Genomic DNA, 25,016 nt, shown 5'->3' with positions numbered 1-25,016 from the left:
GGTATCGCCAGCATGGCATTAATGATGCCCCTTGCGGCCCCCGTTCTGGCGGAAACCATTACCATCGGCAAGGGCACGGGGATCCTATGGGAGGGCATGCCGTTTAACGCGACATTAAGTGGTCCTCTCGATCATCCGAAACTTAATCCCATATACGGACTCTTGTCAGTCTCTAAGTCAACGACCCGGTGTATGGCCTCAAGTGAATTGAAAAACATTGGTGGCTATTTGGCCTTCCCGCTGACCGGGGTACCTGGAGTCGGATTGATGCCTCGGGCCTCGGGTAGCGCCACTTATACCCTAAGTAACAATTCACAGGGAAGGTTGACTGGCACCATTGGGCTGCCAGAAACCAGAGGCTCCTCAACGTCACAAGGGAATATTACCTCACCGCCAGACTATACATGGTGCCTGCCCCCTGCCACGTCGTCGAATGATACATTTTACTCGAGTTCCGGTACTCGTACGGCGACGCTCTCAGGCACCTGGGTACTGGTGGCGGACGGCAGCCAAAAAGCTGGAGAGGGTTCAGTTCCCCCCATGTATTTTGGTAGCTTTTCCGCCACTGGCTCAGGGGATAGAACGACCTCTATACTGCCCACCAATATTTCCCTGCGCATCTCCACGCTGGAATGTAGCGTGAATACCCCGACGGCCATCAACTTCGGATCGGTCATTCGCAATACCCAGGCCAATGCGGAACTGGCGGTGAAGCCCGTGCAACTGGTTGCCACCTGCGGGCAGCCAACTGACCAGATAAATGCCAATATCAATCTGCAGTTCCGCGCCATCAGTGGCCTGTACAACAGCGCACCCTCACGGCTGGCATTAAACCAGAAGGGAGGCTATATCACCGGGGAAATTGATAATGGGGTGACCGGCAGTGGCGACTGCAAGGCCACAACCGGCTTGCGCTTTGATAACTCCCTCATAAAACTGGGCAGGATCACCAGTGCAGAAAGCAGCAAAACCTTGACCAATCAGCTCACCTGGCGACTGTGTTCGGGAGGCAGTAGCGTGCCAATCGGTGCAGTCACGGCCTCTACGGAAATGCTGGTGACGTTTAACTGAGTCGCATTTGGCGCTGCTGACGGTTGGGTGGTTTTCCAGCCGTCCAGCGTATTGAGGCTGATCTCCATCGACCCTACACCACCTACTCAATCCTCTGTGCAGATCATCAGCGTTTGATTGGGCAAAGAAAGGATATAGTCCCAGGTATTCACCTTGCTGATTTTCAATTTAATATCATCATATTTTAATACTTTGAAGATATGAGTAAGTTCAGAGCTACGCTGCCCCATATGGACAGCGTAATAACCCGCCTCTTTTTTCCAGCAGGTTGAATGTTGGTCCAGCCCGCCTTCCTTGCCGAAGCCTCATGACACCAATAACGTTTATAACGACAAATCCCCTGGATTCTGCGAGAGAGTTCACAATTCAATCGCTAGCCCACAGCGCCCCATTGTCATCATTGCGGACTGAGAGTAACGTTGCCTGCAATCTGGTTTAAACCAAATGGGTTAATTCATGGAAAACACCTCAACCGTAGAACTGGCAAAGCACCGGCTCAATGAGTGGCTGAGCCAAGGGATTATCGCCCCAGGGAGCAAACTGCCTTCTGAGCGCGAACTGGAAGAGCTACTGGGGATTAAGCGCATGACGTTGCGCCAGGCGCTACTGTTTCTGGAAGGCGAATCGAAGATCTTTCGTAAGGATCGTCGCGGCTGGTTTGTTGCGTTGCCGCGCTTTAATTACAGCCCTAATAGCTCCACCAGCTTCAAACAGGCCGCGATGGAACAAGGGCGTTTGCCCTCCTGGGGCTATCTGGCAAAAGAGTGCGTTCGCAATGCGCCAGCGGAGATTTTGTCCCTGCTTGAGGTTGCGGAAGGCGCTGAACTTTACAAGATCTGCGGCTGGGGAGCATTGGATAGCCACAAGGTGTTCTATCACGAAACCTATATCAATATGCAGGTTGCACCTGGTTTTATCGATCAACTGGGTGAGCGCTCGTTTGCGGAAGTCTGGGCGACAACCTTTGCCAAAAAAACGCACACCCGGCATCTGGAGTTTAAACCGACCCGCCTTTCGGGCGGAGCCAGCCAAGGGATGGGCGGTACCGTGGGTACTCCTTCCATACGGGTAAAAAAATATCGCGCCGATGAACAAAACCGCATCGTACAGATCGATATCGAGCATTGGCGTTTTGAGTCCGTGGAATTTTTTATCGACCTATAGGGAGCATCATGGATCGTTTACAAGCGAACAAGATTTTGCAGCGTGCAGCGGATCTTCCACTGTATCTGCATGCCTACGCATTCCATCTGAATATGAGAATGGAAAAGATATTACCTGAGGATCTGTTGGATATTGCCAGCCAGCAACGGTTGCAGGGCGTGAAGATCCACGTGCTTGACGGTGAGAGCCAATCTTTAGGCTGCGCGAGCGATGAGCAGTTGGGCCATTTTGGCGACAAGGCATGCCAGCTAGGGTTGGATGTACATATCGAAACCAGCGCCTCCGATGCCAAAACCCTCGATCAAGCGGTGGCTATTGCCCTCAAATCTGGTGCAACATCTGTCAGGTTCTATCCCCGTTATGAAGGGCATCTGGATGACGTGATGGTGAAGATTGCACAAGATATTCAGTACATTAAACAAAACTACCAGCATAGCGGCCTCAGCTTTACGCTCGAACAGCATGAAGATCTGAAAAGCCACGAGTTGATGAGCCTGCTTGCCAAGGCGGACTTCCCCCAGCTTTCGTTGCTGTTTGATTTTGCCAATATGATCAACGCCAACGAAGAGCCTCTCCCTGCCTTGGCCGCGATGGCCAGCCAAATCACGCAGGTGCATATTAAAGATGCGGTGATCACCCACGAAGTTAACGGGTTAGGCCATAAAGCCTGTATCTCAGGACAAGGGGATTTGCCATTCAAGGAGTTGCTGTTGCAGCTGATTTGCCTGGGTGAAAACCAGCCGCAGGTTATGGCATATGGCCTGGAGGAAGAAGTGGACTACTATGCGCCACCGTTCCGCTTTGACGGTGAAGATCACAACCCGTGGATACCTTGGCGAGAAATGAGCGAGACCCCGCTTCCCGAGCAAGATATAAACCTAAGACTGGATAAAGAGCTAAGCGACGCATTACAGCAAATAAATTACGTCCGTAAGATCCTCAGTGAATTAAAACAGGATGCATTAGCCGTATTGAAATAATTTAAATTTAACCAACCAGGGCGATGCATCTCATTTGAGATGGGATGACGCTATCTAACACTGTCAATAACACCACGATATCCAGTGGTGAGGTGGAACTATGCTAACAAAAAAGAAGTGGACTATATTTAGTCTGTTAGTTCTATGCGGCGGGACCATTTATAAACTGCCTTCATTAAAAGATGCCTTTTATGTCCCGATGCAGGAGTACTTCCATCTTACCAATGGTGAAATTGGTAATGCGATGTCGGTTAACTCCATCGTCACTACCATAGGCTTCTTTTTATCTATCTATATTTCCGATCGTTTACCCCGCCGGTTTACCATGTCTTTCTCATTGATTGCGACAGGGTTATTGGGCGTTTATTTATCTACCATGCCGGGCTACTGGGGCATACTGTTTGTCTGGGCGCTGTTTGGTGTCACCTGCGATATGCTCAACTGGCCGGTGCTGTTGAAGTCGGTCAGTTTGCTGGGTGACAATACTCAGCAAGGGCGGCTGTTTGGCTTCTTCGAAACCGGGCGCGGCATTGTCGATACGGTGATTGCCTTCAGTGCGCTGGCCGTTTTCGCCTGGTTCGGTGGCGGCTACTTAGGGTTTAAGGCAGGTATTCTGTTTTACTCCTCCATTGCCATTCTGGTGGGCGTTATCCTTTTCTTTGCCATGAAAGGCAACGCGGAGGAACCCGTGACAAAAGATGAGCAGGACAAGACTGAAAAAACTGGCTTCGGCAGTATATTAAAGAATAAAACGGTGTGGCTCATCGCCTTTAGCGTGTTCTGTGTTTACGCCGTGTATTGTGGCCTCACCTTCTTTATTCCGTTCTTAAGTAATATTTATGCATTGCCTATCGCGCTGGTTGGCGCTTATGGGATCATTAATCAATACTGCTTGAAGATGGTGGGTGGGCCGATCGGCGGTTTAATTGCCGACAAGGTTTTGCAATCACCGAGTAAATATCTGTTTTATACCTTTATTATCAGCGCGATTTTCCTGCTGGTGCTGATTGTCCTGCCTCATGAACAGATGCCGGTTTATTTAGGCATGATGTGTACCTTGGTGTTCGGTGCAGTGATATTTACCCAGCGAGCGGTGTTCTTTGCCCCCATTGGTGAAGCAGGGATCAGTGAGAAAAACACCGGTGCGGCAATGGCGTTGGGTAGCTTTATTGGATATGCGCCAGCCATGTTTTGCTACAGCCTGTATGGCCACGTGTTGGACGCCAACCCGGGGATCGTGGGCTACCAGATTGTCTTTGGTTTAATGGCGGTGTTTGCCTGTGCCGGGATTTGCGTTTCGGCTCTGCTGATCAAGAATATTCGTCAAAAACGCCAGCCTGTCGCGTTGCAATCTTCATAATTTACCTCATGTGAATCAATCTGTTGTGTTGATATCACGTCCCCTCACCCCAACCCTCTCCCAAAAGGAGAGGGAGCCGTCCTGCGCTGTGTTCAGGTACAGGTGTAAAGTCTGTGACATCCAGAACTACTTTTTAGCGTCGATTTTCCACTGCAGTAAACCATCAATATCCTTTTCCCCTTCGGCCTCTTTTAAGCGGCGCTGCTGCTCGGCAAACTGGACATATTCAGCCTGTGCTTTTTCATCTGCCTCTTTCTTGCTGACCGTACCTGCGCCCTGTAACACGTCACGGTCGTTAAATTGCAGGAACTGATCCAACTTTTCCTGCCAGTCCCGCAAGAATACCTGCTGGCGACGCCGGGCCTGATCCTCGGCAAAATCCAGCCACATGTTGACCACGCGGTTGAGTTCGCTGACCTCATCCTGATTGAGGTAGTTTTTCGCCACCGTCACATCGCTTTTACGCACCTCTCCGCCTTTATAGCTGCTCAACCCCATATGAGGCTGGCTAGCATCGGCAAGCTGATGGATAAGTTCAGCAGCGGTATGGCCGGTACAGGCAAAATGCAGTTTGTTCTGGATGGTTTGAAAAAACTGCGTGGTCTCTTTGAGTGAAGGCTGGTAGTCGGCGGCTAACGCAAAGATTTCCCGAACCCGCAAATAAACCCGGCGCTCGCTGGCGCGGATATCGCGGATGCGTTCCAGCATCTCGTCGAAATAGTCAGGCACAGCCGATGTTCCAACGGGCGGATTTTTTAGCCGCTCGTCGTCCATCACGAAGCCTTTGATCAGGTATTCCTGGAGGGTTTGGGTGGCCCACTGACGGAATTGGGTGCCTCGGGCTGAACGGACGCGGTAGCCAACGGCGAGTATCATCGGCAAACTAAAATATTGAACCTGATAGTTTTTCCCATCACTGGCAGTTGTTCGGTAAAACCGAACAACTGAATTTTCGACCAGTTCACCGTCTTCAACGATATTCTTGATGTGTTCGCTGATGGTCGCTTTAGCTTTGCCGTATAGCTCGCAGATCATTGCCTGAGATAACCATAGGGTATCGCTTTCAAAGCGACATTCAACGCGCACTTTTCCATCGCCGCTGGCAAACATCACAAATTCGCCTGCCGGGGATTGGGTTAAGTGTTTATCTGCCATGCCGCCTCCGCTTTACAATGCTGTATCCGCTTAGTATGCCAGAGATAGCTGTTGGAGCTCATTACACGAATGGCGTTTATTTTGCGTGCAGCCACGCAGAAACAACTGCTGACGACGCTAGCCTAATCTTCGGCAAAACCCACCATATGGTGACCACACGGTTGAGCTCGCTGACCTCGTCCAGGTTGAGTCCCAGCCGGAGTATCAAGAAACCCGCACCGTGGCTGATAATCGATAGCAAAGATACTATCAAGGCTGGGTTATGCCTGCTCAGTATTTACCATCGAACCGAATCGGCATGGATTGATAATAGTTTTGACCTCTGATGAAGTAGGATCCAACGGCCATTATTCGCGGTAGAAGTTTATCCCAGCATCGGTACAGTCAGGGTGAGAGAAAGCCTGTGAAACTCAGGGAAGTCGTACCCGGATGAATATCTTTGGTGTTCAGCCTCAACGATATTACCCGGATATTTTGAGAGGTCATTAGCCCGACGAACCCTTCTCTCGGGCATTTTTTAATACATTGGTAAAATAGAATATTCTCAATGTCTGCCATTCTGGCAGAAAACACGAAAAGTTAAAAAAGTTACCTTCCGACGTTTTAGGCAATATCAACTCGCGTTATACCAACGGTGAATTCGAAGAGCCATCACTCCCTTTCATCCAGGCTCCATTAAACCTTTCGGCATTGGCCGCCGTATAAATAACCGTATGTCGGATATTACGGTGCCCTAGGTAATCCTGAATCAATCGCGTATCGTTACCTCGCTCGGCAAGATTATACCCGCAAGCATGTCGCAGCATGTGGGGGTGGATAGGTAGGGGGAGATTGGCTTGTTTGCCATATTCTCGCAGTAATTGATAAAAACGCTGCCGGGAAAGGCGCTTCCCTTGCCGCGATAAAAACAGCCACGGTGACTGATGCCCCGGGAGTGTCTCACGCTCGGCCAGCCAGCGCCCAAGTGCAACGTTTTCTTCCGGCAATAACGGATGGTTAGTACTCAATCCTCCCTTCAATCTTTTGATACGTATAATTTTCGCTAGAGGGTCATAATCCGCCACTTTCAGACCTGTAAGCTCGCTCACCCTTAGCCCATGTAAAAAGGCCATACTCACCATGCAGTAATCGCGATACGAAACCCTGTCCTTTGAAATCGTTCTCAACAGGCTCCGCACTTCCTCTCCGGTTAAGTATTTACGCTTCACCATTACGCTCCTTTTGACCGAGCTAAGAATGTTCGTAGAAGAGCGTAACGATAACACTTTAATTGAAGAGATAGGTCTGAAACGAAATATAATATTTGTGACGTTCACCGCGTAATGAACAGCGTTGTTGAATAAATCGAACGTTTAGTCGTTATCAGCTTCAGATCCCAACATTCATGACGACATCTCGGCCCCCCTTGGCCCACTGTTTCCCCAACAGCAGGCGGCAGCATGAAGGGAGGGCCCAATTCCCCCTCAGTCCCAAATACTCTTATATAAGCCTTCATCAGCAAATGCGCATAGTGGGAGAGGAAGTCACCCACATCCCGCACCGGAAATTCCATCACCACGCAGCTCTCAGCAGCGAGAGATGCCAGCCACCATGCCCACTGGTTCATCGCCACCGCAGCTCTCACATTGTCAGGTGTACATCAGGACTCGGTCTCTCTTTTCTTTGGCTTCGCTCGTCATTCTTTTTTTATCGGGGTCAGAAGATTTAACAAAGAGCGTATATCCTGCACCCCCAGTTTCATTAACGCACTGAGCCGCTGACTGTAAACGGTCTTCACACTAACTTGCCGCGTTCTTGCCTGTTGCGGAATCGAGCGAAACTGCAGTGTTTTACGCAATACACTTCGTTCGTGATCTGTCAATTCGTGACTCAAAAGCCAACCATCAGCCATCCATGCCTCCGTGCCGGAAAACACCGCGCTGCACAATGCCGACAGAGAAAGCCGGGCATCCACAATGTGCACATTGGTCACTCCCATAACGGTGAGCAAGGGCTGTACGCTGGCGATATCAAAGGGTGATAGTACGACCACCTGGTGATAACGCCCCGCCGCGTACTGCATCATCTCACTCAGCTGCAACAACGCTATTAACGCCTCCCTGGTCAAGGACGGCAGTCGCACGACCAGGCACCGCACAACCTGACTATCTAATACACAGGGCAACGTCGCCTGTAACGCCTCATCCAACGAACTGACACCAACAACGCGCTTCCTGCCCGCAATGAAGGGGAGATGTTTTAACGCGGAATGCAACCCCATACGGCCGTAGCTGCAGGCATCAACACACACCACAAACCAGCCAGGCAGTGAGGTGTGCCGGGCCAGGCCAGGCGCATAGTCATAGGTATAAAGTCGATTGCTTTGGGGATCAGCCATATCTCTACTCTCTTTGCGAGCGACTCGCTGCAATCAATGTAATGCTCGGTGTTACCCGGCATTCACGGGAAAAGAAACCAGTAAAATCCCAGTGCCAGCGTGCCCATCCAGGCGGCCCCCAGCGCACCGCAAAACATCATTTCTTCGGTCGGAGACAATGCAACGCAGCGGCCGGCATTAAACACGGCCACCAGAGTCGCCATGCCTAGCAGCATGCTCAGCGAGTTTTGGATAGGTGGCGAAAGAGAAAACCCCGCGATCCGAGAAAGCCACACGGCACCAACCATGACTGCCGCGATGCGTAGCGTCCCGAATATCCCGTTATCCCCGCGCAAAAACCGCCAAAACCACAAGGCAGGAGCGGGTTGCAGGGGAGGTAGTACCCACAACCCGCCAATCAGTAATGCCGTGATACTCAACCACAGCATCACCAGTACGGCCAGTGCCACCAAAAATGTCATGAACACACGCTCTCCATCACTTACTGCTCATCGCACTTGCCGTAATACGTTATCCACCGAGAAATAACGTCAACCGTATAAGTTGAGATTCCACCATTACACAAAATGCGCATATATTGGCGAAAGTTCTTGGCGTGTTGGCTTGCGGAATGAAGAAGTAAAAACACTGAGCGAGCGTCAAACAACTTTCGCCCTGCCAACCTCATCAGCCACGCCAGCTCGTCTATCGACAACGTTACTCAACATGTCACATCCACCCGCCGCGCGGATGGCAAAAAACAGGTGTAATTAAGTAACTCAGCCCGATAAACTCGTCGTTAAAATAAAGCCTGATAAATAACCACATTCAGTTACCCAATGGTTAAGCACCTTTATTTCCGCGCCGATTAAATGTATTCAGACTTCGATTTCTGACGATCCTATAATGTTTAAGAAAACAAAAAATAGAAAAAACAAACAGTACACCAGCAGCAACAATCTCCCACATAGAATGCCCTTGGCCTGATATTTAGGCAAACACATAAAAATACAGCACTGCAATCCGCTAGGGGTGCCAATACGTCACATTAGGTATGAAAACCTCATCGACAGCAGTCATTCAATGTGGGGTAAGGTTAAAAGTGGTAGCGCACACCGGTATGCAGAGAATGCAGTTGCATCTTAGAATGCACATCGCCATCCCCTTTGATGGTACCGTTGGCCGCAGACCAATTCGTGGTAATGTCCCCCGCATCCGTATAGGTGTAACCCAATTCTACCGAGACATGCTCTGTCACATCCCAGGCAACGCCGGCTCCCAGCGCCCAGGCCAGATTGGTCTTCTTGCTGCTGTAGCCGTCTTCAGCCAACGCCTGCCCGCCCACATTGCTGCTGGTCGCAATATTGTGACGCACGAATGCTGCCCCCACCCCCGCCATGACATACGGTGTAATGTCGTTGCCCAGCGGGAAGTCATAGAAGGCGTTCACCATCAATGTATTGACACGAGTCTTCTGACGAACGTCGGCTGTAGCCGGTAAAGCGAAGTTGTTTTTGGCATCCCCATTCCAGTAACCGTTGGCTGACGGTTTGAACGAGAAGTCTTTCTCGGACTTACCGAAGGTCTGGAACGCCAACTCGGCCCTGACCGGTTGCTGCCAGTCGTCCGCAAAGCGATAACCCACGGCAATCGACGGCGAGAACACGGTGGAGGAAGTATTCCCCAACTGCGATTTACCCATATCCCAGTTCAAAGCCCCTACGGTGGTCCCTGCTTCACTCGCCGTATTCTCCGAATTACGGAACTGCGACGCCCCAAGTTTGCCGGAAAGGTAAAAACCGGATGAAATTGTTTCCGCCATGGCTCCCGCTGACATCAGCGAAAAAATCACTCCTGACAATACGCGCATTTTCATTATCACTGCCCTCTGCCTCAAAAATTAGTTCTCAATATTTCGCTGTAAGACTCAGGACGCTCCGTGCCCGCAAACAATTTACCTTTCACCTATGCTAGGCAAATACGTTTCAGGCAGGAGCGCGTTTTACTTCGAGCAAAACGGTATTACAGATAATCCAGCGTAAATGTCGCCATTGAATTAGCCGTTCCCGCCGTGACGGCGCCGCCTGCCCTGACATAGCGGGCATAGAACGGGATCGATACGCTAGGGGCATTAACCGCAAACCCATAGGCCGGTGTGGTATAACCCGGTGCAATTCGTTTGCGGTTCCAATCCAGCAATTCCACGCCAACGTTTGTTGCCGTACTGCCTGCCGTTAGAGCGAATAATCCACTGTTGTTGGCATGCGGTGTTCCACTCCAACTAACCTTGACGCCTGGCGTGGGCCCACAATCCTCAAGGTTGATGGTAAAGCGCGTTAACGGCAACACAGCGGGGGTTTCCACAAACTGCTTGGTCGCCCAAATACCCAGGTTCACCGTTTTGTCGATTGAGTCCGTGCTGAGTGAGCAGGCTGGATGTATCAACGTTGCGCGCATATAGAGGTTAATCATCCCCAAGTCCGCCCAGGCGGGTGTCAAGGCACTTAACCCCGCCACGAAAATGAGCGGACGAATAAACTTCACGCCCTTCCGACAAGGAGAACGGGTGATGGAGTCAATATATAGCATTATTCATTCTCCATTTATCAGGGGAAGTCCACACGCAAATACGCCCGAGACGTCACCGGACCTTCAGTCGGTTTATTACCGGTCACGCTGACCGGATAGGCCTGAATAGTGACGTTTTGACGTGCATTGCTATCCAGCGCGAAAGGGATAACACTGGACAAGTTATTGGGCACCAACGGCACCCCGTTATTATTGGTCACACGGAACCCGACATCATTATTCTCATCCGAGACAACAATATTGCCATTGGTTTTATCCGCCTGCAGGCGCAAAGATAACTGAGCATTACCAGCAACATTGTCACATTCAACGCTGATAACCCTCGACTTTGGCTGAACACCAAGAGCAATAGCCCCTGCACTTTTAAATGCACCAGAGGATACATTACCAAAGTCAATATCAATAACCTGGCCTGCATTTAACTTACATGACTGCGGCACGGTAATATTTACGTTAACAAAAATCCTGTCAGTAACCAATTGCTTGCTAGCACAACCAGCAGGCCTACACCTCCCGCTCTCCACTAACAGTATTCTTTTGCTATATGACCCTCCAATCATTTTTTTATCTATTCTTAACTTCGCCTCATAGTGAGCTTCTGCTCTATTTGTAAGCTGCCCTTCATCAAAAACTTCAGGGTTACACGTATTGGCATTGCTAACTAAACCATTCGATGGGACGAAAGATCTCCCACATGTACCTACACTACTCAGTGCAATTGAGATATAGTCATCAATCTTGGTATATTGCCAATCAGAATAGCTAGTACCAGCAGGGGGAATTGCCCCCCCCAAATAAGCAGACCAACCCTGCTCTTGGCCTGCAGAATGTCGAATACTGATATCAAGCCGAGGAACATTGTTGCTATTAACCGTCATTCCAACAACGTTATCGTCAGAGGTTAAGTTACGACTAATGTCCACTGTCGAATCGCCACACCCAGAAACACAAGAAAGCGCATACGCATGACCATTTAAAATGAAAAAGAATACAGCTGCCTTCAAGATAAAATATTTAAACATTACATGTCCTCGCAGTTATATCAATGCCTTGCAAACTACAGACACCCAGCACGCGCATAACTGATGCCGCGCTTCTCTGCGTCTTTGCCCAACTGGTAGCTCACCGTGCATTGCTGCGATGCCGCATGCCCCCAGACCACGTTCAGTTTGCCGTTAGGTTTCAGGCCCGACATGAATACCTGACCCGCATCACCCACGATGCCACCACCGCCACCCGTTTCGTCGCTCACCGACGCCCCAAACGGAACCGGCTTGCCATTACGCTGCGTCAGCGTGATTTTCGCCCTGGCACCGATGCGCGCATCGAAGTTGGCTCGTACCAGAGCACCTTTGGTTGGCACCACGTTGGTGACAGCATTGTCCAGCTCGGCGTTGTCTTGCAGTGTGGTCGTATCCAGCGCAATACGGTTTGCCCGGTAAGAAGTGGCATACGGCACCACCGCATACCCCCGCCAGTCGGTGCTCACCCCTGTCGCGTTCTGCACCCGAACGCTGTCTGCGCCCGGCGCCTTGACCAAGACGTTGGTGTCACCCAGCGGCTGACTGAGTGTTACGCCGTCCGCGTGCGCCACCACCCCACCGCTCAGGCCGTAGTTCACCTGCTGGTAGTGTTTGCCGTAGCTGTAGCCAATATTGCTGTTTGCATAGCGCCCCTGATAACTCAAACTCGCCGTACCGGTAGCACCGCCGCCCTTCGTGGTGTGGCCCTGCTGCACGCTATAGCTGAGGTTATTGTCATCCAGTAATGTGCCACTGACGCCCGCCTGTTGAGCAACCTTGTTGTCCGCGTCATGCGTCACCGAATACGTGGCGTAAGCCGTGTTGGTCGAGTTGGTGATATCACGTGCCTTGCCCGTCCCCGTCAGCCAGCGACTGAGTGGTACCGAGACGTTGAACGCCACGCGGCGGTCCGCATCGCTCAGGCCCGGGCTTTTGTTCCACGACCAGTTCAGGTTGTAGTTGATGTCTTCCCAGTTGCCGCTATACCCCACTTGCCACAGTTGGTCCTTCTCACCGGTCCGCCAGTAGGTCTGGTGGCTGCCGGTCACGTACGCCGTGCCCACATCCGACACTTGCTGGCTGATGTTGAGTTGCAACCGCCCTTTCTTGCTGTAATACAGATTGTGGTAGTCCAGCAGCTCCGGTTTCGTATCAACCGGGCCGTCCTGTGTCTTCAGACGATATCCTTCCATCTGACGCCACGCCGTTTCACTCAGCGTGTAGAACCCCTGGGTCGAGTAGCGATAGCCCAGCAACTGGAAGTTGGTACCGTAATCGTTCAACGACTTGGCATACAGGAAGCGCAGAGACTGCCCTTCTTTTTGGCTATCGTCAGGCAGCACGCTGCGTGCATGCGTCACGTCCGCTGAGACTGCTCCCCAGTTACCCAGGTTTTTACCTGCACCAAACGCAAAGGACTGGTAGTTATCCGACAACTGGGAGCCGCCATACATCGTCACCCCTGCCGGTAGCCCCCAAATAAGCGTCCCCTGCCAAAAGTCCGGCGAGTCCTGCAGGTCGGAGCCGGAACGGAACTCACCGGCCGTCAGGGCGTACTTCACCCGCCCCTCACGTTGCAGCACCGGCACCGCCGAATACGGCACGGTGAACTGGCTGATGGTGCCGTTATTCTCCCGCACGGAGACCTGAAGGTCACCGCTGGTCGATGTCGGGTACAGGTCAGTGATTTCGAACGCCCCTGCCGGTACGTAGGTCTGATAAATCTCATACCCGTTTTGTCGGATAGTCACCTGTGCCGGGCTGTTAGCCACGCCACGTACGGTCGGCGCAAAGCCGCGCATGCTGTCCGGTAGCATGCTGTCATCGCTGGCAAGCTGCACGCCGCGGAAACCGACGCCGTCAAACACATCCCCTTCGGTGTAACTGTCACCAATCGTCAAGGCGCTCTTGAGTGGAATGATGCTGCGCTGCGCATAAGTGCTGACGTTACGCCAGGTGTTGTTACGGTAGCGCCCATTTTCGCTGTAATTCCAGGTACTGTAATTACGCAGTCGCCACGGCCCGATGTTCAGCCCGCTGTTCAGGTTCAGGAAATAGCTGTTGTAATTGGCGTCGCTTTCCGTGTTCTTACTGTTGCTCCCCGAGAAGCTGTAGTTCAGCAATCCGGCCGTGATGCCGTTGTCCCAACGCTCAGGCGGAATATATCCCCGAACGTTGTTCCTGAACGCCGCCTGAGGAATGCTGATATCAAGACGCTGGCGCTCAAACTCGAAGCGTGTCTGCGCCTTGTCAAACGACGCAGGCAGGTCGGCACATTGCTCTCCCGTCAGCTTCAGCAGCGCTGGCGACGCCTGAATGTTAACGTCCTGCCTCTCCAGCCAGGCACGAGACAGGCAAGGCACCAGACCGGTGTCGTCCGCCCCTTTCCGGCCTTTTTCCAACGCATCAAACCGCACATCCTGCGTGCCGATATATTCCTCATTGATGTAGACCTCAACACGGTACATCCCGGCCGGTTGCCCTTCCCCTTGCGCAAAACGGGATAGGTCCGCCACCTGCGATGCATCACCGGAGAGAAACGCCGGGTTGAAATACTCTTCCGCGTAGCTAAAATTCACACCCAGCCCCATCATGGCAAAACACGGAAGCAGGGATAGTTTGGCCCACACGGCATTTTTCCTGAAATACGCCGGCAGCTTGAAATACTGCATAACTTACTCCTCTGGCAGCACAAACGGGCAGTCGCTATTTGCTGACCGCGCACTGTTACTTAATTCTGATATTCAGCTCCTGCCGTCAGACTTTAGCCGTCAGTTAATCTGAACCTTGGTTGCAGGCGTATTGGCACCGTAATCGTTAATTGTCTGATAACTTAATATTCCCGTTGTCACCCCTTTCGGCAGCGCCACGTGCGCACTGGATTTTGGCGGCACCATCGTAGTATCGACATTCCGACCGCCGATGGACATATTCACCAGAGTCACATAAAACGGTGAACCATTACTGATATTCAGCGAATCACCGCTGCGGTTAAATTTCAGCATGGAAGGCGCATCCGCCGACTTTTCCGTCAACCCGGCTGGGCGAACAAACATCTTTATGCGGGCCAGCACGGCAATTTGCAGAACATTATTATCTTTGACCTCGTCCTTATTGATTGACGGGATCGCCTTGCTGCTCAGCCAATATAACGTCTCGCGATCCTGGGGCAGTTTCTCACCGCTATAAATAATACGCAGTGTATTTTCACTTTTCGGTTTGCTGACAAATAACGGCGGTGTCACAATAAAGTCTTCCGTTTTTTTGCCCGCTTCATTCTCCACCCAGGTCTGAATCAAATACCGGTTATGTTCATCACTGTTATTGACCGCCAGAGAAACCTGTCGCGCATCCGCCGGATAAACCACACGCGTAGAGCCAAGCGCAATACCGCCCGCCCAGGAAAACGACGGCAACATTAACAACGCACTGAGACCGGTGACGGCAATGGCTTTTTTAAATTGGAAAAAATAAGAATAAAACACGGAAACCTCACTTTTACTCATTCCGCACCCGGTAGGCATGCCGGTATAGAAATATCGTCGTGATTATTGATAGGTGAGCGCGAACCAGGTAAAGGCATCAGCGTTCCCTCCGGTTACCTGCCGCGATGTTGCCCGATAGCGCGCATGAAAGCGCAGGCTGTTATCCCCTTCATGCAGGCGACTCCAGACGCGCGGCTGAGTATTAGGCGCGATAATTTGTCCTTGCTCATCAAACAGCGCCAACCCGACCCCCGTGGCCGCATTCACTCCCTCCCCGGCTTTCAACACCAGTGGATCCTTGCCGTCCGTGACGCCAACGAAAGTCACGCCGACCTGGTCACTGACGGCCGTGCTGCATTCCGTCAAACGGATACTGAAGCCAACCGGTGACGTCAAACTTCCCACTCCGCTGAACTGGTTGCTGCGCAATTGCCCCAAGTCCACCGTCTGATTTTGGCTATCGGTAGCAACCGTACAGGCTTCCGCCGTCAGCGAACCGCGAAAATGAGTGATCCCACCGTCAATCACGACGTGATGCCGATCCCCTGCCAGGGCATCGCCGGACGCCATGAGCAGGAGCACGATCCCTGCGCACAACTGTTTTTTGTACACTTTCGCCTCCTGTTTATCGGTAAAGACCGCCGTTACCGGCGGTCAACATGTCACAGGACAAAAAATCAGTTGTATTCCATCTTGAAGGTCGCATCCGCGTCCGCTTCACCCGGAGTGACGGCGGTTTTGGTGGACTTGTAGCGGGCGGTGAAGTTCAGCACGTTGGAGCCATCAACCAGTTTCTGTGCCGTTGAGAACACGGAACCGTCCGGCTTCAACACTTTGCCGAGGTGATCGGAGATTTCAATGCCCACACCAGATGCGCTACCGGCGGCACCACCAGCGATATTACTCACGGTCAGTACGGTCGGGTCGTTCGCATCCAGGCTGCCATAGAATGAGGCTGCCGCTGTGGTTGACACGCTGGTATCACAGTCTTCCAGCTTGATGGTGAACGGCACCGCATTGGAGCGTGCACCTACAGAAGTAAAGTTAGCCGTGCGGAACTGACCCATCTTCACGGTTTGATCAACGGAGTCCGCGCTAACCGCACAGGCCGCGTTGACAATCTGGCCGGTGAAGTGAACGGTACCGCCGGTTACAATTGCCGCTGACGCCACGGTGCCTGCGGACAGCAATGCCAGTCCCAGAACAGATTTGATAAAACGCTGCTTGCTCAACATACGTAAAGTACTCCTTACTTAAACCTTGTTAATTTCGATAGAAAAAATCGACGACACCATGTCGTATCCGCCCCCGACATCCGGCAACTGAATCTCACCGTCACTGTCTAAAAGGCATCATTCCAGTTAGTCAATTAGGACCATTTTGACTATCTCGTTTTAAAGCAGACGAATTACCCAATTCGCACCAAAATGGCGAAGTAAAGCACCTGTAATATTTTGATTTTTAATAGATAAAACTATTATTCAATTTTTAAAAATAAGACTAACAAAAGGAATTAAGTAAAGGATGTGGATTCAAGATGAGGCAAAAAAATGAGGGAAATGACAATCAGGAGAAAAAGACAAAGCACTTTTGCCTTTTTTTACAATAAGGTATAAATGAAATAGTGGAGGTGTAAAAAAATATTGCGCTTTTCAAAAAGTCAATCTAGAATGACTTTAACAGTTTGGTCCTATTTGTCTCCCTCGCAGTTTAACTTTTCCTTGCCACACCCCTTCGAAGCGTTCAGCGTTGCTGGCCGTGTAACTGACCGTATGACGAATATTACGGTGCCCCAGATAGTCCTGTATCAGACGCGTATCAATGCCCCGGTCAGCCAGCGCGAAACCGCAGGCATGGCGAAGCATATGCGGATGCGATACCACGGGGATATTGGCCTGCACCCCAAATCCGCTGATAAGTTGGTACACCCGCTGGCGTGACAGCTGACCGCCTTGGCGAGAGAGAAATAACCAGTCGCTCTCTGCCCCCGGCTTGGTCTTGCGGATTTTTAACCAGGCGCGTATCGCTTTTATTTCGTTGTTCAGCAGCGGGTGATTGGTGCTAAACCCGTTCTTCATCCGCCGGATATACAGGCTCTTTGCACGCAGATCCATGTCCGATAGCCTCAATCGACAGACCTCACTGACGCGAAATCCATGGATAAAGCTCATGTACACCAGACAATAATCCCGTTGCGGATTTTTGCTCTCCTTCGCACAGTTCAAGAGGCGTTCCACCTCTGACTGCGTCAAATGCTTTCGTTGATTCATACTACCTCTTAGAACACTCGAGACTCATTTCACTCGCGAATTATCCTGCCTTTATCCCATGTGAAACACTTGAAAGCACCGTGATGGTGCGCCCATTCCCTTGATTACCGCAGATGAACGACTCAGAGTATCAAATCATAAAATCACTTGGAAACAAGATAAATAGCCGATTATAGACCGGCTTGCAGGATTATATCATGACAAGCGGGGCGCACTTTGACTTCTTTGATGGCGACCCCGCGTAATGGATAGGGTAGCGACTTCGTTATGGGGCAGGCAATGGCGTAAAGACCACCTCAGGCACACACCCGCTGGATGCCAGCGGCGGCAGACTATCGGCAGCGCGACGTAGTGTAAAGGAGGAGGGAAACACGTCATTACTCCACACGGCCAACTGTTTTCCCTGGCGCAATTTCTCCCAGGCGCTCGCAAACGCCCGTAATCCCGTGGACGACGTCAACTCATTCACCAACACCGCTTCGCCACCATCTACAGAGATAAATAGCAGCACGGGTTGCGTCTCAAAGTCATGGTTGGTGAAGCGCTGCCCCTCTTCGTTGACATAAATGACATAAGGCGTGCCGTTGGTGGTGCAAATCAGGGTAAAACTGGATAGCCCTTCCCCTTTCACTGTATAGGCGGTGGCGCGCCCCCACTTTTTATCCCCTTCGTAGGCATAGAGCGGCGCCATCGCTCCCAACAACATTCCCACTACGGTCACCATAATACGTTTGAACATTCACTCTCTCCTTGTTGGCAATGATGTACCCCCTCCTCTCACGACATCAACCGCACTTCGCTGAGACAACACGTGATACATGGCGGTGTCATGTTGCTTGACCCACCTCGATGGCGATCAAAAAAGCAACACAATCAATTGCAACGTTAGTTTATTATGAGCAAATAAACTAATAACCTATGGTGACTAATTGTGAGTTTGTTTTACCTGATGCACATTTAAGACGTAAATAAACCGGCCGGAGCCGGTTTGAGTTCGCTGACCTCGTCCTGGTTAAGGCAATGCAATGGTCGCTTTATCAATGCCCCCAGATTGATGCACAAAGATCCCCTTTATTCCTATGCTGCTCACAGATTCATTACTCACCGTTATATTTCGACTTCTTTCAAATGTATACATCCTGTAATCTATTAAGAAAATACTAACTATGGTGGACGTATGGCAGGGAAAGCCGTGATTTTACAAGGCGACAAAACCTCTCATGGTGGGGTCGTGTTACAGGGATCGTCAGTGATGCAGTTCTGCGGAACAAACGTAGCGCTGGTGGGGCATTTGGTTTCCTGCCCGCAATGCAAAGGTGTCTTCCCCATTGTCACTGGCGCAGAAACCGCGCTGGTCGGTGGGGTGCCTGTGGCGCTGGAAGGCATGAAAACCGCCTGCGGGGCCACTCTGATTGCTTCACAACATGAATGTAATGCCTGACGGCAACGTCGTTCAGCGCTAATCACTCCGCCAGAACCGGCAGAGTCGCAAAATAATGGACAAGACGCTTTACCAGGGAGCAAGGATGCCGTGGCTACGTTAGATACGCTACAGATCGATTCAGACATTTTCCCACCGCGCACCTCACTTGCCGCCGGGCTGCTTGCGACGCTGAACGGCAGTGAATTTGCGGTGAGCCACGCGGACATCGCATTGTTGCTGCGCGCCCTGCCGGAACAAGGCCGTGGCGTCACCCTCAACATTCTGCTGATTGATCGCCTGCTGCGGGAACTGGATCGGCGCCTGAGTGCCCAGATGGACGCAATCCTGCATGCTCCGGCGTTTCAGCGCCTGGAATCGACCTGGCGCGGGCTGGCCCTGCTGGTCGATAACATCCCGTTTCATGAAAACATTCAGCTGACGCTGCTCCATGCCACTCAGGAAGAGCTGTTGGCGGATTTCGAATTCTCCCCAGACATTACCTCCTCGGGCTATTACCAGCATGTCTATTCGGCAGGCTACGGCCAGTTTGGTGGAGTGCCGGTAGCGGCGGTGATTGGCTGCTATGATTTCACCCCCGGTGCCGCCGATATCAAATTGCTGCACTACCTCAGCGTGGTCAGCGCCATGGCGCACGCGCCGTTTCTTTCGGCGGCAGACGCCACCTTCTTCGGCGTTGATTCATTGGCCGACCTGCCCGCCATTCTTGATTTGGATGCGGTCATGGCTGCACCGACACATATCCGCTGGCAGGCGCTCCGGGCTACCCCGGATGCCCGCTATCTGGGGCTGACCGTGTGCCGTTTTTTGCAGCGCGATCCTTATACCCCGGCGTCACAGCAGGTCCGGCAGTTTGTCTATCAGGAACAGATCGGAACACATCAGCACCTGCTGTGGGGCAACAGCGCCTTTTTACTGGCGCTCTGCCTGGCGGGCAGCTTTGCCCGTTATCGCTGGTGCCCGAATATTATCGGGGCGGAGAGCGGCGGAGCGTTCCGTAACCTGCCCGCTCGCTACTATGCGGCGCTGGGGCGTTGGCAAGAAAAGATCCCAACCGAGACGCTGCTGTCGGACCAGTGGCAGTACCGCTTGTCGATGGCCGGATTTATTCCGCTTGGGGTTCGCAAGCAAGGGCAGGACGTGGTCTTTTATTCGGCCAACTCAATCCAGTCGCCGCAATATACCGACCTTACGCCTGAAGGGTTGAACGCCCGGGTCAATGACCAGTTGGGGGCGCAACTGCCTTACCTGTTTATCATCACCCGGCTGGCGCACACCATCAAAGTGCTGCAGCGTGAGCGGCTGGGTAGCTGGCGCAATCGGGGCGACCTGCAGCATCAGCTCAACAACTGGTTAAAACGCTTTGTCTCCGACCAGGAGAACCCACCAGCCAGCGTACGCAGCCGCCGCCCATTACGCGCTGCACGCATTGAGGTGCAGGAAGTCGCGAATGATCCCGGCTGGTATCTGACACAGCTGCATGTGCAGCCGCATTTCAAACACATGGGCTCCAACTTCGTCCTCGCCTTGACCGGGCGCCTGGATAAATAACCTCCAAGACAGGATGTCTTCAGCATGAACCGGGATAAACATCGGCAATTCCCTCCAGCCCGTCGGCGCAAAGCGCTACACCAGGCTGCCGAGGTGCTGCAACAAACACATGCCCCGCTGGTTTCCTTCCTGACCGCACCCAACCACGATCCCGATGTGGAGCGGCAACTGGAGGGCATGGCCTGGATGACCGGGCAGTTAGAGGGGCAGTTGGCAGACCAGCTACCGAACCTCACCCACCATATGCTGGCCCTGCTGTGGCCCTATTTTCTGCGGCCCACTCCCAGCATGACCGTGCTGGAATGGCAGCAGGATTACCTGTCGGATCCCGCGCAGGCTTGCCACCAGATCGCCAAGGGGGCCACGGTGGTCAGTATCCCGCTGCCAGTGACAACCGGTAAGGAAACGCTGCGGTGCCATTTCCGCACCTGCCGTGATACCCGGCTGTGGCCGTTACAGATGCAGGCGGTAAGCCGCGAGCAGCGGCACGGCCATGATAGCCTGTGTCTGCAACTGGTCACCACGGCGGATCGGCCGCTGGATCTCACTAGCCTGAACGGCCTGCGGCTATATCTGGGGGAAGACCTGCACACCGGGCAACAGCTGCATTTGTGGCTGAGTGAATACCTGAGCCACGCCACGCTGGAAGTAGGGGGAAAGACGTGGCCGCTGCCTGAGTTGGCGCTCACCCCGGTCGGTTTCAACGACGAAGAGGCCCTGCTGCCCTGGCCACAGAATGCCGATCCCGGCTATCGCCTGCTGCAAGAGCACGCCTGTTTCCCCAACGCCTTTTTATTTATGGACGTGATGGGTTTCCCTAGCCTGCCTGCGCTATCAGCCTCTCACGGCTTTACCCTGCGGTTCACCTTCTCCCGGCCTTTGCCCTCGGCCCTGGTTATCAACCGCCAGACGGTGCGCCTGCATTGCACGCCCGCCATCAACCTGTTTAGCCATTACGCTGACGGGGTCAGCCTCGATGGCACGCAGTCAGAGCTGCCGTTATTCCCCAGCGTGCGCCATCCCGAGGATTACGACGTGTTCTCGGTAGATGAAGTGACCGGCGTATCAGCCCTGAGTGATGCCCCCCGCCGCTATGCGCCGTTTGAACGCTTCAGCCAGCAACAAGACGCGGGGTATTACCACGTGCGGGTCACCTCGTCGCCCGTGGGGGGCTTGAACCATCACCTGGCGTTGATGCGCCACGGTGAAAACCTGGACAACCTACCGCCGGAATCGGTGTCCGTACGGCTGACGTGCAGCCACCGCCGCTTGCCGTTGCACCTGAAAGTAGGAGAACTCCGCCAACCGGCCACCGGCTGCCCGCCTGGGGTTCGTGTGCACAATATTACCCGCCCGTCGGTCCCCCTGAGCCCAAGGTTGGATGCCACCTTACAGGCGGCCCTGCTGCGCAACCTCTCATTGAACAGCCGCTCACTGCTGACGCTGACGGCACTGCGGCAGGTGCTGAGCGCCTGCGATCTGCCTGCCTGGCACAGTGAACTGGCTGCAGGGGTCTCCCAACGGCGCAGAGCGGGGTTACTCAGCCTGACCGTGCGCCCGGCTGAACGTCATATCGACGGTGTGCCGATCGATGGCCTGGCCTCCACGTTGACTGTACGGCTCCAAGGGGCGTTTGACTCGGAAGGCGAGCTCTATCTGTATGGCCGGGTACTGGCACGGTTCCTGGCCCAGCGTGCCAGCGTCAACCATTTCCATACCCTCACCGTGGTTAACCAAGATAATCAGGAGTCTTACCGCTTTCTATGATCCCCAGTGCAGAGCAGGAGCAGCAGCTCCAGGTTATCGCCGATAACGTTAGCCAGTATGACTTCTACCGCCTGGTGGAAGGGCTGAACCGGTTGGCAGGCATCGATCCGGCCCGTACGCTCGGCCTGCCGCCGAACCGGGAAGCGTTGCGCTTTACCGCCGCTGCCGGGTTGGGCTTTGCCGCCAGCGATGTGGTGGCGTTGCAACATGAGCCAGGTGGGCCGCTGCGCCTGGAGGTGAGCTTTCTGGGCCTGCAAGGCAGCCAGTCGCCCTTGCCCTATTACTACCTGGATGACATTGCCGGGAGCACGGCGCAGGGAGAAACGCGGCTCAACGATTTTCTGGCGGTGTTCAACCATCGGCCTCTGTCGTTGGCGCACCAGATTTGGCGCAAATACCGCTATGAGATCACCTTTAAACCGGGGGGCCGCGATGCCACCTCGGGGCGTATTTTTGCCCTGATAGGCCTGGGCCACCCGCAGACGCGAGAGCAGTTGGGTATCAATGCCGAAGCCATGCTGGCCTACGCCGGTCTGCTGGCCTCACCGGGCCGTTCGCCGGAGGTGATCGCTCGCCTGGTCGGCCACTTCTTTTCACTCCCCGACGTGACGGTGCAGTCTTGTATGCCCCACGTCATGACGTTGAGTGACGAGCAGCAAAATCGCCTGGGGCAAGTCACCGCCGTACGCGGGCAACGCCATCAACCCCGTTCGCTGCTGGGGGGCAACTTTGTGATCGGCAGCCGGATGCGCGATCGCAGCGTCAAATTTCAACTGTCGATCAATGAGCTCACGCAGGAACAGTACCTGTCGTTTTTACCTGACGGTAAGCAGCATCGCCTGCTGGTCAATTTTGTCGAGTACATCCTGCGCGAACCGCTGGTCTGGGATCTGCGCCTGACGCTGGCACGGCATCAGGCCGGGGGGCTGAAGCTCGGCGACACACAGCGGACCCAGTTGGGGTGGACCACCTTTGTGGGGCAACCCGAAGAGAAACCCTACACCCTGTTGCCTGTGCGCAGGTAGCCAACGTCAAGGATTGATATGAACTTTACCGATCATCTCAGAGAGGAACATGCCTACCTGCGTGCGCTGGCGGACAAGGTGGGGCAGGAAAAACCCGCACTGGCCGCGCAACTGGGCCGTCATGCAGGCGATCCGGATGTGGAATGCCTGATCCAGGGGGCGGCAATGCTGAATACCGGGCTGCGCCAACGCCTGGAGGACGGCTTCCCCGAGGTCACGCAGGGGCATCTTGAGCGTACCTGGCCCTTCCCCTTGCGGCCTATTCCGGCCTGTGGTGTGGTGAACGTCAGCGCCAAAGCCAGTACGCTGGATGCGCCGTTGACGTTGCCCGCGGGAGAATCGCTCTCCCTGTTATCCGACGGACGTGCGCAGGTGTTCCAGACCTGCCATGCCTTGACGCTGCAGCCGCTGGCCCTGATTGACCGGCAGTTGCTGGTCACCCACTCCCACAGCGAGATCCGCCTGACGTTTCAGTACCAGGGGCCGGGTGACACCTGGCCAACCCAGCCGCTATCGCTGTTTCTGGGCGACGATCCACAGGTTGCAGCGACGCTGACCCTGTGGTGTGAACAGCATCAGGACCGGCCCGTGCTACAGGTGGAAGGACGACAATGGGTGTTGGAGACGGTGTTATCTTCCCCACGGCCAACTGCGGATAACCGCATCCTGCCGCACGAGGGGGAAACCACCTGGGCGCTGCAGAGCCTGGCCGAATACCTGTACCTGCCCCATGTGAATGATTTCCTGACGCTGGATTTTGGCCCGATGCACTCAGGGCTGACGTTGGGGAACAGCCGCACCTTTACTGTCATCCTCACGTTCAACGGGGAGATCCCGCTCACCCAGGCCCAACTGGCATCGGCCTTTATGCTGCACTGCGTCCCGGTGATCAGCCTGGCGGCACAAAAAAGCGCCCCCATACGGCTGCTACCCGGGCAGAGCGTTTACCCGCTGCCGTATGCCGACGATCGCTGGGTGTATGCCATCACCGGCGTCAGCATGCTGGAAGAGCCGGATACCCTGCGGCGGGGCCGACGGGTGCAATTCCAGCCCGACAGCGAACTGACGCCGGAATCGCGTTATGCACCGGACGCCGCGTTGGCGCTGTTTTACACCGTCCGGGTCAGCGGTGATGTCCTGGGGCGGATGCAGCATGAACTGGTGTTGTGCAACAGTGCCGGAGAACCGCTGACAGAGCCCCCTTGCCGGGCCGTGGTCTGCGATCTGCTCACCACCTCGGCGCAATCGCCCACGTTACCGCTTGGCTCCCCTTTCCTGCTCGGCATGGCGGTGACCGACACCTTGGACGTCACTACCGTCACCCGCTTTTCGACCCCGTACCCGGCTGTGGTGGACAGCCATCACCATTGGCGGCTGATGGCCTGCCTGTCGTTCAGCCCCGCGCTTCTCAACCACCGGGAAACGGTGCAGCGGGCGATCGACGACTTCTGCCTGCACGCCCGACATAACCTACCCCAGGTCCGGCACATTCGGCGGGCGGTGGAGGGCATCACCGCCGTCAAGACCGAACCGGTGAATACCCTGATGGGGGAACGGCTGCGGCGCGGTTTGCAGATGACCCTGACGCTCGATGACCAGGCGTTCGACAGCCCCGGCGAAGCCTACACCTTTGCGGCGGCGCTGAGCGTCTTCTTTACCCATTGCCTGACCACCAACAGCTTCCTGCTGCTGGATGTGATAACCGAACCTTCACAGCGGCGCTGGGCATTGCCCCTGGCGCGCGGCCAACGAGCCATGATGTGAGACACCACAAGGAGTG

Annotated in this window: 22 protein-coding genes; 9 read left to right on the top strand and 13 right to left on the bottom strand. The window is 53.8% G+C overall.

From position 1 onward, the window contains the following. Nucleotides 1-192: 192 nt before the first annotated feature. The 4 genes from ACX9GU_RS01125 (at nt 193) to ACX9GU_RS01110 (ending at nt 4,575) form a co-directional block, all read left to right on the top strand. Nucleotides 193-1,071, top strand: coding sequence for an adhesin (locus tag ACX9GU_RS01125; protein WP_473193601.1), 879 nt, complete (start codon nt 193-195; stop codon nt 1,069-1,071). A gap of 456 nt (nt 1,072-1,527) precedes the next feature. Further along, a complete protein-coding gene (locus ACX9GU_RS01120) occupies nt 1,528-2,235 on the top strand; it encodes a GntR family transcriptional regulator (RefSeq protein WP_473193600.1) in 708 nt (235 codons plus the stop codon). Between the two features lie 8 nt (nt 2,236-2,243). Then, complete coding sequence (locus ACX9GU_RS01115) at nt 2,244-3,215, top strand: sugar phosphate isomerase/epimerase family protein (protein WP_473193599.1); 972 nt, start codon at nt 2,244-2,246, stop codon at nt 3,213-3,215. A gap of 100 nt (nt 3,216-3,315) precedes the next feature. Beyond that, a complete protein-coding gene (locus ACX9GU_RS01110) occupies nt 3,316-4,575 on the top strand; it encodes an MFS transporter (protein ID WP_473193598.1) in 1,260 nt (419 codons plus the stop codon). A 126-nt stretch (nt 4,576-4,701) separates the two neighbouring features. Here ACX9GU_RS01110 and ACX9GU_RS01105 read toward each other — a convergent pair whose 3' ends face one another. The 13 genes from ACX9GU_RS01105 to ACX9GU_RS01045 all read right to left on the bottom strand — a co-directional run bounded on the left by ACX9GU_RS01105 (nt 4,702) and on the right by ACX9GU_RS01045 (nt 18,191). After that, complete coding sequence (locus tag ACX9GU_RS01105; RefSeq protein ID WP_473193597.1) at nt 4,702-5,730, bottom strand: virulence RhuM family protein; 1,029 nt, start codon at nt 5,728-5,730, stop codon at nt 4,702-4,704. Between the two features lie 623 nt (nt 5,731-6,353). Further along, nucleotides 6,354-6,938, bottom strand: coding sequence for a tyrosine-type DNA invertase (locus ACX9GU_RS01100; RefSeq protein ID WP_315902377.1), 585 nt, complete (start codon nt 6,936-6,938; stop codon nt 6,354-6,356). Nucleotides 6,939-7,405: 467 nt separating this feature from the next. After that, a complete protein-coding gene (locus ACX9GU_RS01095) occupies nt 7,406-8,107 on the bottom strand; it encodes a helix-turn-helix transcriptional regulator (protein ID WP_473193596.1) in 702 nt (233 codons plus the stop codon). Between the two features lie 62 nt (nt 8,108-8,169). Next, on the bottom strand, nt 8,170-8,574 hold the full coding sequence (locus tag ACX9GU_RS01090; RefSeq protein WP_174333252.1) for a hypothetical protein: 405 nt from the start codon (nt 8,572-8,574) through the stop codon (nt 8,170-8,172). Between the two features lie 608 nt (nt 8,575-9,182). Further along, nucleotides 9,183-9,962, bottom strand: a complete 780-nt coding sequence (locus tag ACX9GU_RS01085; protein WP_174333251.1) for an outer membrane protein — start codon at nt 9,960-9,962, stop codon at nt 9,183-9,185. 146 nt (nt 9,963-10,108) lie between these two features. Next, complete coding sequence (locus ACX9GU_RS01080) at nt 10,109-10,675, bottom strand: fimbrial protein (RefSeq protein ID WP_473193595.1); 567 nt, start codon at nt 10,673-10,675, stop codon at nt 10,109-10,111. A gap of 17 nt (nt 10,676-10,692) precedes the next feature. Then, nucleotides 10,693-11,697: a fimbrial protein gene (locus ACX9GU_RS01075; RefSeq protein ID WP_254611930.1), complete on the bottom strand. Its 1,005-nt coding sequence runs from the start codon at nt 11,695-11,697 to the stop codon at nt 10,693-10,695. Between the two features lie 35 nt (nt 11,698-11,732). Continuing rightward, nucleotides 11,733-14,369 carry a fimbrial biogenesis usher protein gene (locus ACX9GU_RS01070; protein WP_473193594.1) on the bottom strand — a complete coding sequence of 879 codons (2,637 nt, stop codon included), beginning with the start codon at nt 14,367-14,369 and terminating at the stop codon, nt 11,733-11,735. Between the two features lie 99 nt (nt 14,370-14,468). Beyond that, nucleotides 14,469-15,116 (bottom strand): fimbria/pilus periplasmic chaperone, encoded by a 648-nt coding sequence (locus tag ACX9GU_RS01065; protein WP_174333300.1) that lies wholly within the window; start codon nt 15,114-15,116, stop codon nt 14,469-14,471. A 129-nt stretch (nt 15,117-15,245) separates the two neighbouring features. After that, nucleotides 15,246-15,794: a fimbrial protein gene (locus ACX9GU_RS01060; RefSeq protein WP_261467285.1), complete on the bottom strand. Its 549-nt coding sequence runs from the start codon at nt 15,792-15,794 to the stop codon at nt 15,246-15,248. Between the two features lie 65 nt (nt 15,795-15,859). Beyond that, nucleotides 15,860-16,417: a type 1 fimbrial major subunit FimA gene (gene fimA / locus ACX9GU_RS01055; protein WP_174333248.1), complete on the bottom strand. Its 558-nt coding sequence runs from the start codon at nt 16,415-16,417 to the stop codon at nt 15,860-15,862. Between the two features lie 441 nt (nt 16,418-16,858). Continuing rightward, nucleotides 16,859-17,452, bottom strand: coding sequence for a tyrosine-type DNA invertase (locus ACX9GU_RS01050; protein ID WP_174333247.1), 594 nt, complete (start codon nt 17,450-17,452; stop codon nt 16,859-16,861). A gap of 265 nt (nt 17,453-17,717) precedes the next feature. Further along, nucleotides 17,718-18,191, bottom strand: coding sequence for a hypothetical protein (locus ACX9GU_RS01045; protein ID WP_261467286.1), 474 nt, complete (start codon nt 18,189-18,191; stop codon nt 17,718-17,720). Nucleotides 18,192-18,629: 438 nt separating this feature from the next. On the opposite strand from ACX9GU_RS01045, the gene ACX9GU_RS01040 reads away from it, so the two are divergent. From ACX9GU_RS01040 to tssF (ACX9GU_RS01020), 5 genes are all read left to right on the top strand, one after another. Continuing rightward, nucleotides 18,630-18,893 (top strand): PAAR domain-containing protein, encoded by a 264-nt coding sequence (locus tag ACX9GU_RS01040; protein ID WP_473193593.1) that lies wholly within the window; start codon nt 18,630-18,632, stop codon nt 18,891-18,893. A 90-nt stretch (nt 18,894-18,983) separates the two neighbouring features. Beyond that, nucleotides 18,984-20,444, top strand: coding sequence for a type VI secretion system contractile sheath large subunit (gene tssC, locus ACX9GU_RS01035; RefSeq protein ID WP_473193592.1), 1,461 nt, complete (start codon nt 18,984-18,986; stop codon nt 20,442-20,444). 24 nt (nt 20,445-20,468) lie between these two features. After that, nucleotides 20,469-22,211, top strand: coding sequence for a type VI secretion system baseplate subunit TssF (tssF, locus tag ACX9GU_RS01030; protein WP_473193591.1), 1,743 nt, complete (start codon nt 20,469-20,471; stop codon nt 22,209-22,211). After that, nucleotides 22,208-23,236 (top strand): type VI secretion system baseplate subunit TssG, encoded by a 1,029-nt coding sequence (gene tssG, locus ACX9GU_RS01025; protein WP_059199175.1) that lies wholly within the window; start codon nt 22,208-22,210, stop codon nt 23,234-23,236. The genes tssF (ACX9GU_RS01030) and tssG overlap by 4 nt, the downstream gene beginning before the upstream one ends. Before the next feature lie 18 nt (nt 23,237-23,254). Then, nucleotides 23,255-25,000 (top strand): type VI secretion system baseplate subunit TssF, encoded by a 1,746-nt coding sequence (gene tssF / locus ACX9GU_RS01020; RefSeq protein ID WP_473193590.1) that lies wholly within the window; start codon nt 23,255-23,257, stop codon nt 24,998-25,000. Nucleotides 25,001-25,016: the final 16 nt, after the last annotated feature.

The organism is Serratia sp. K1WW1, assembly GCF_055790865.1.
Note: the sequence above shows the minus strand (reverse complement) of the source record. Positions and strands in the feature narration are given on the sequence as shown.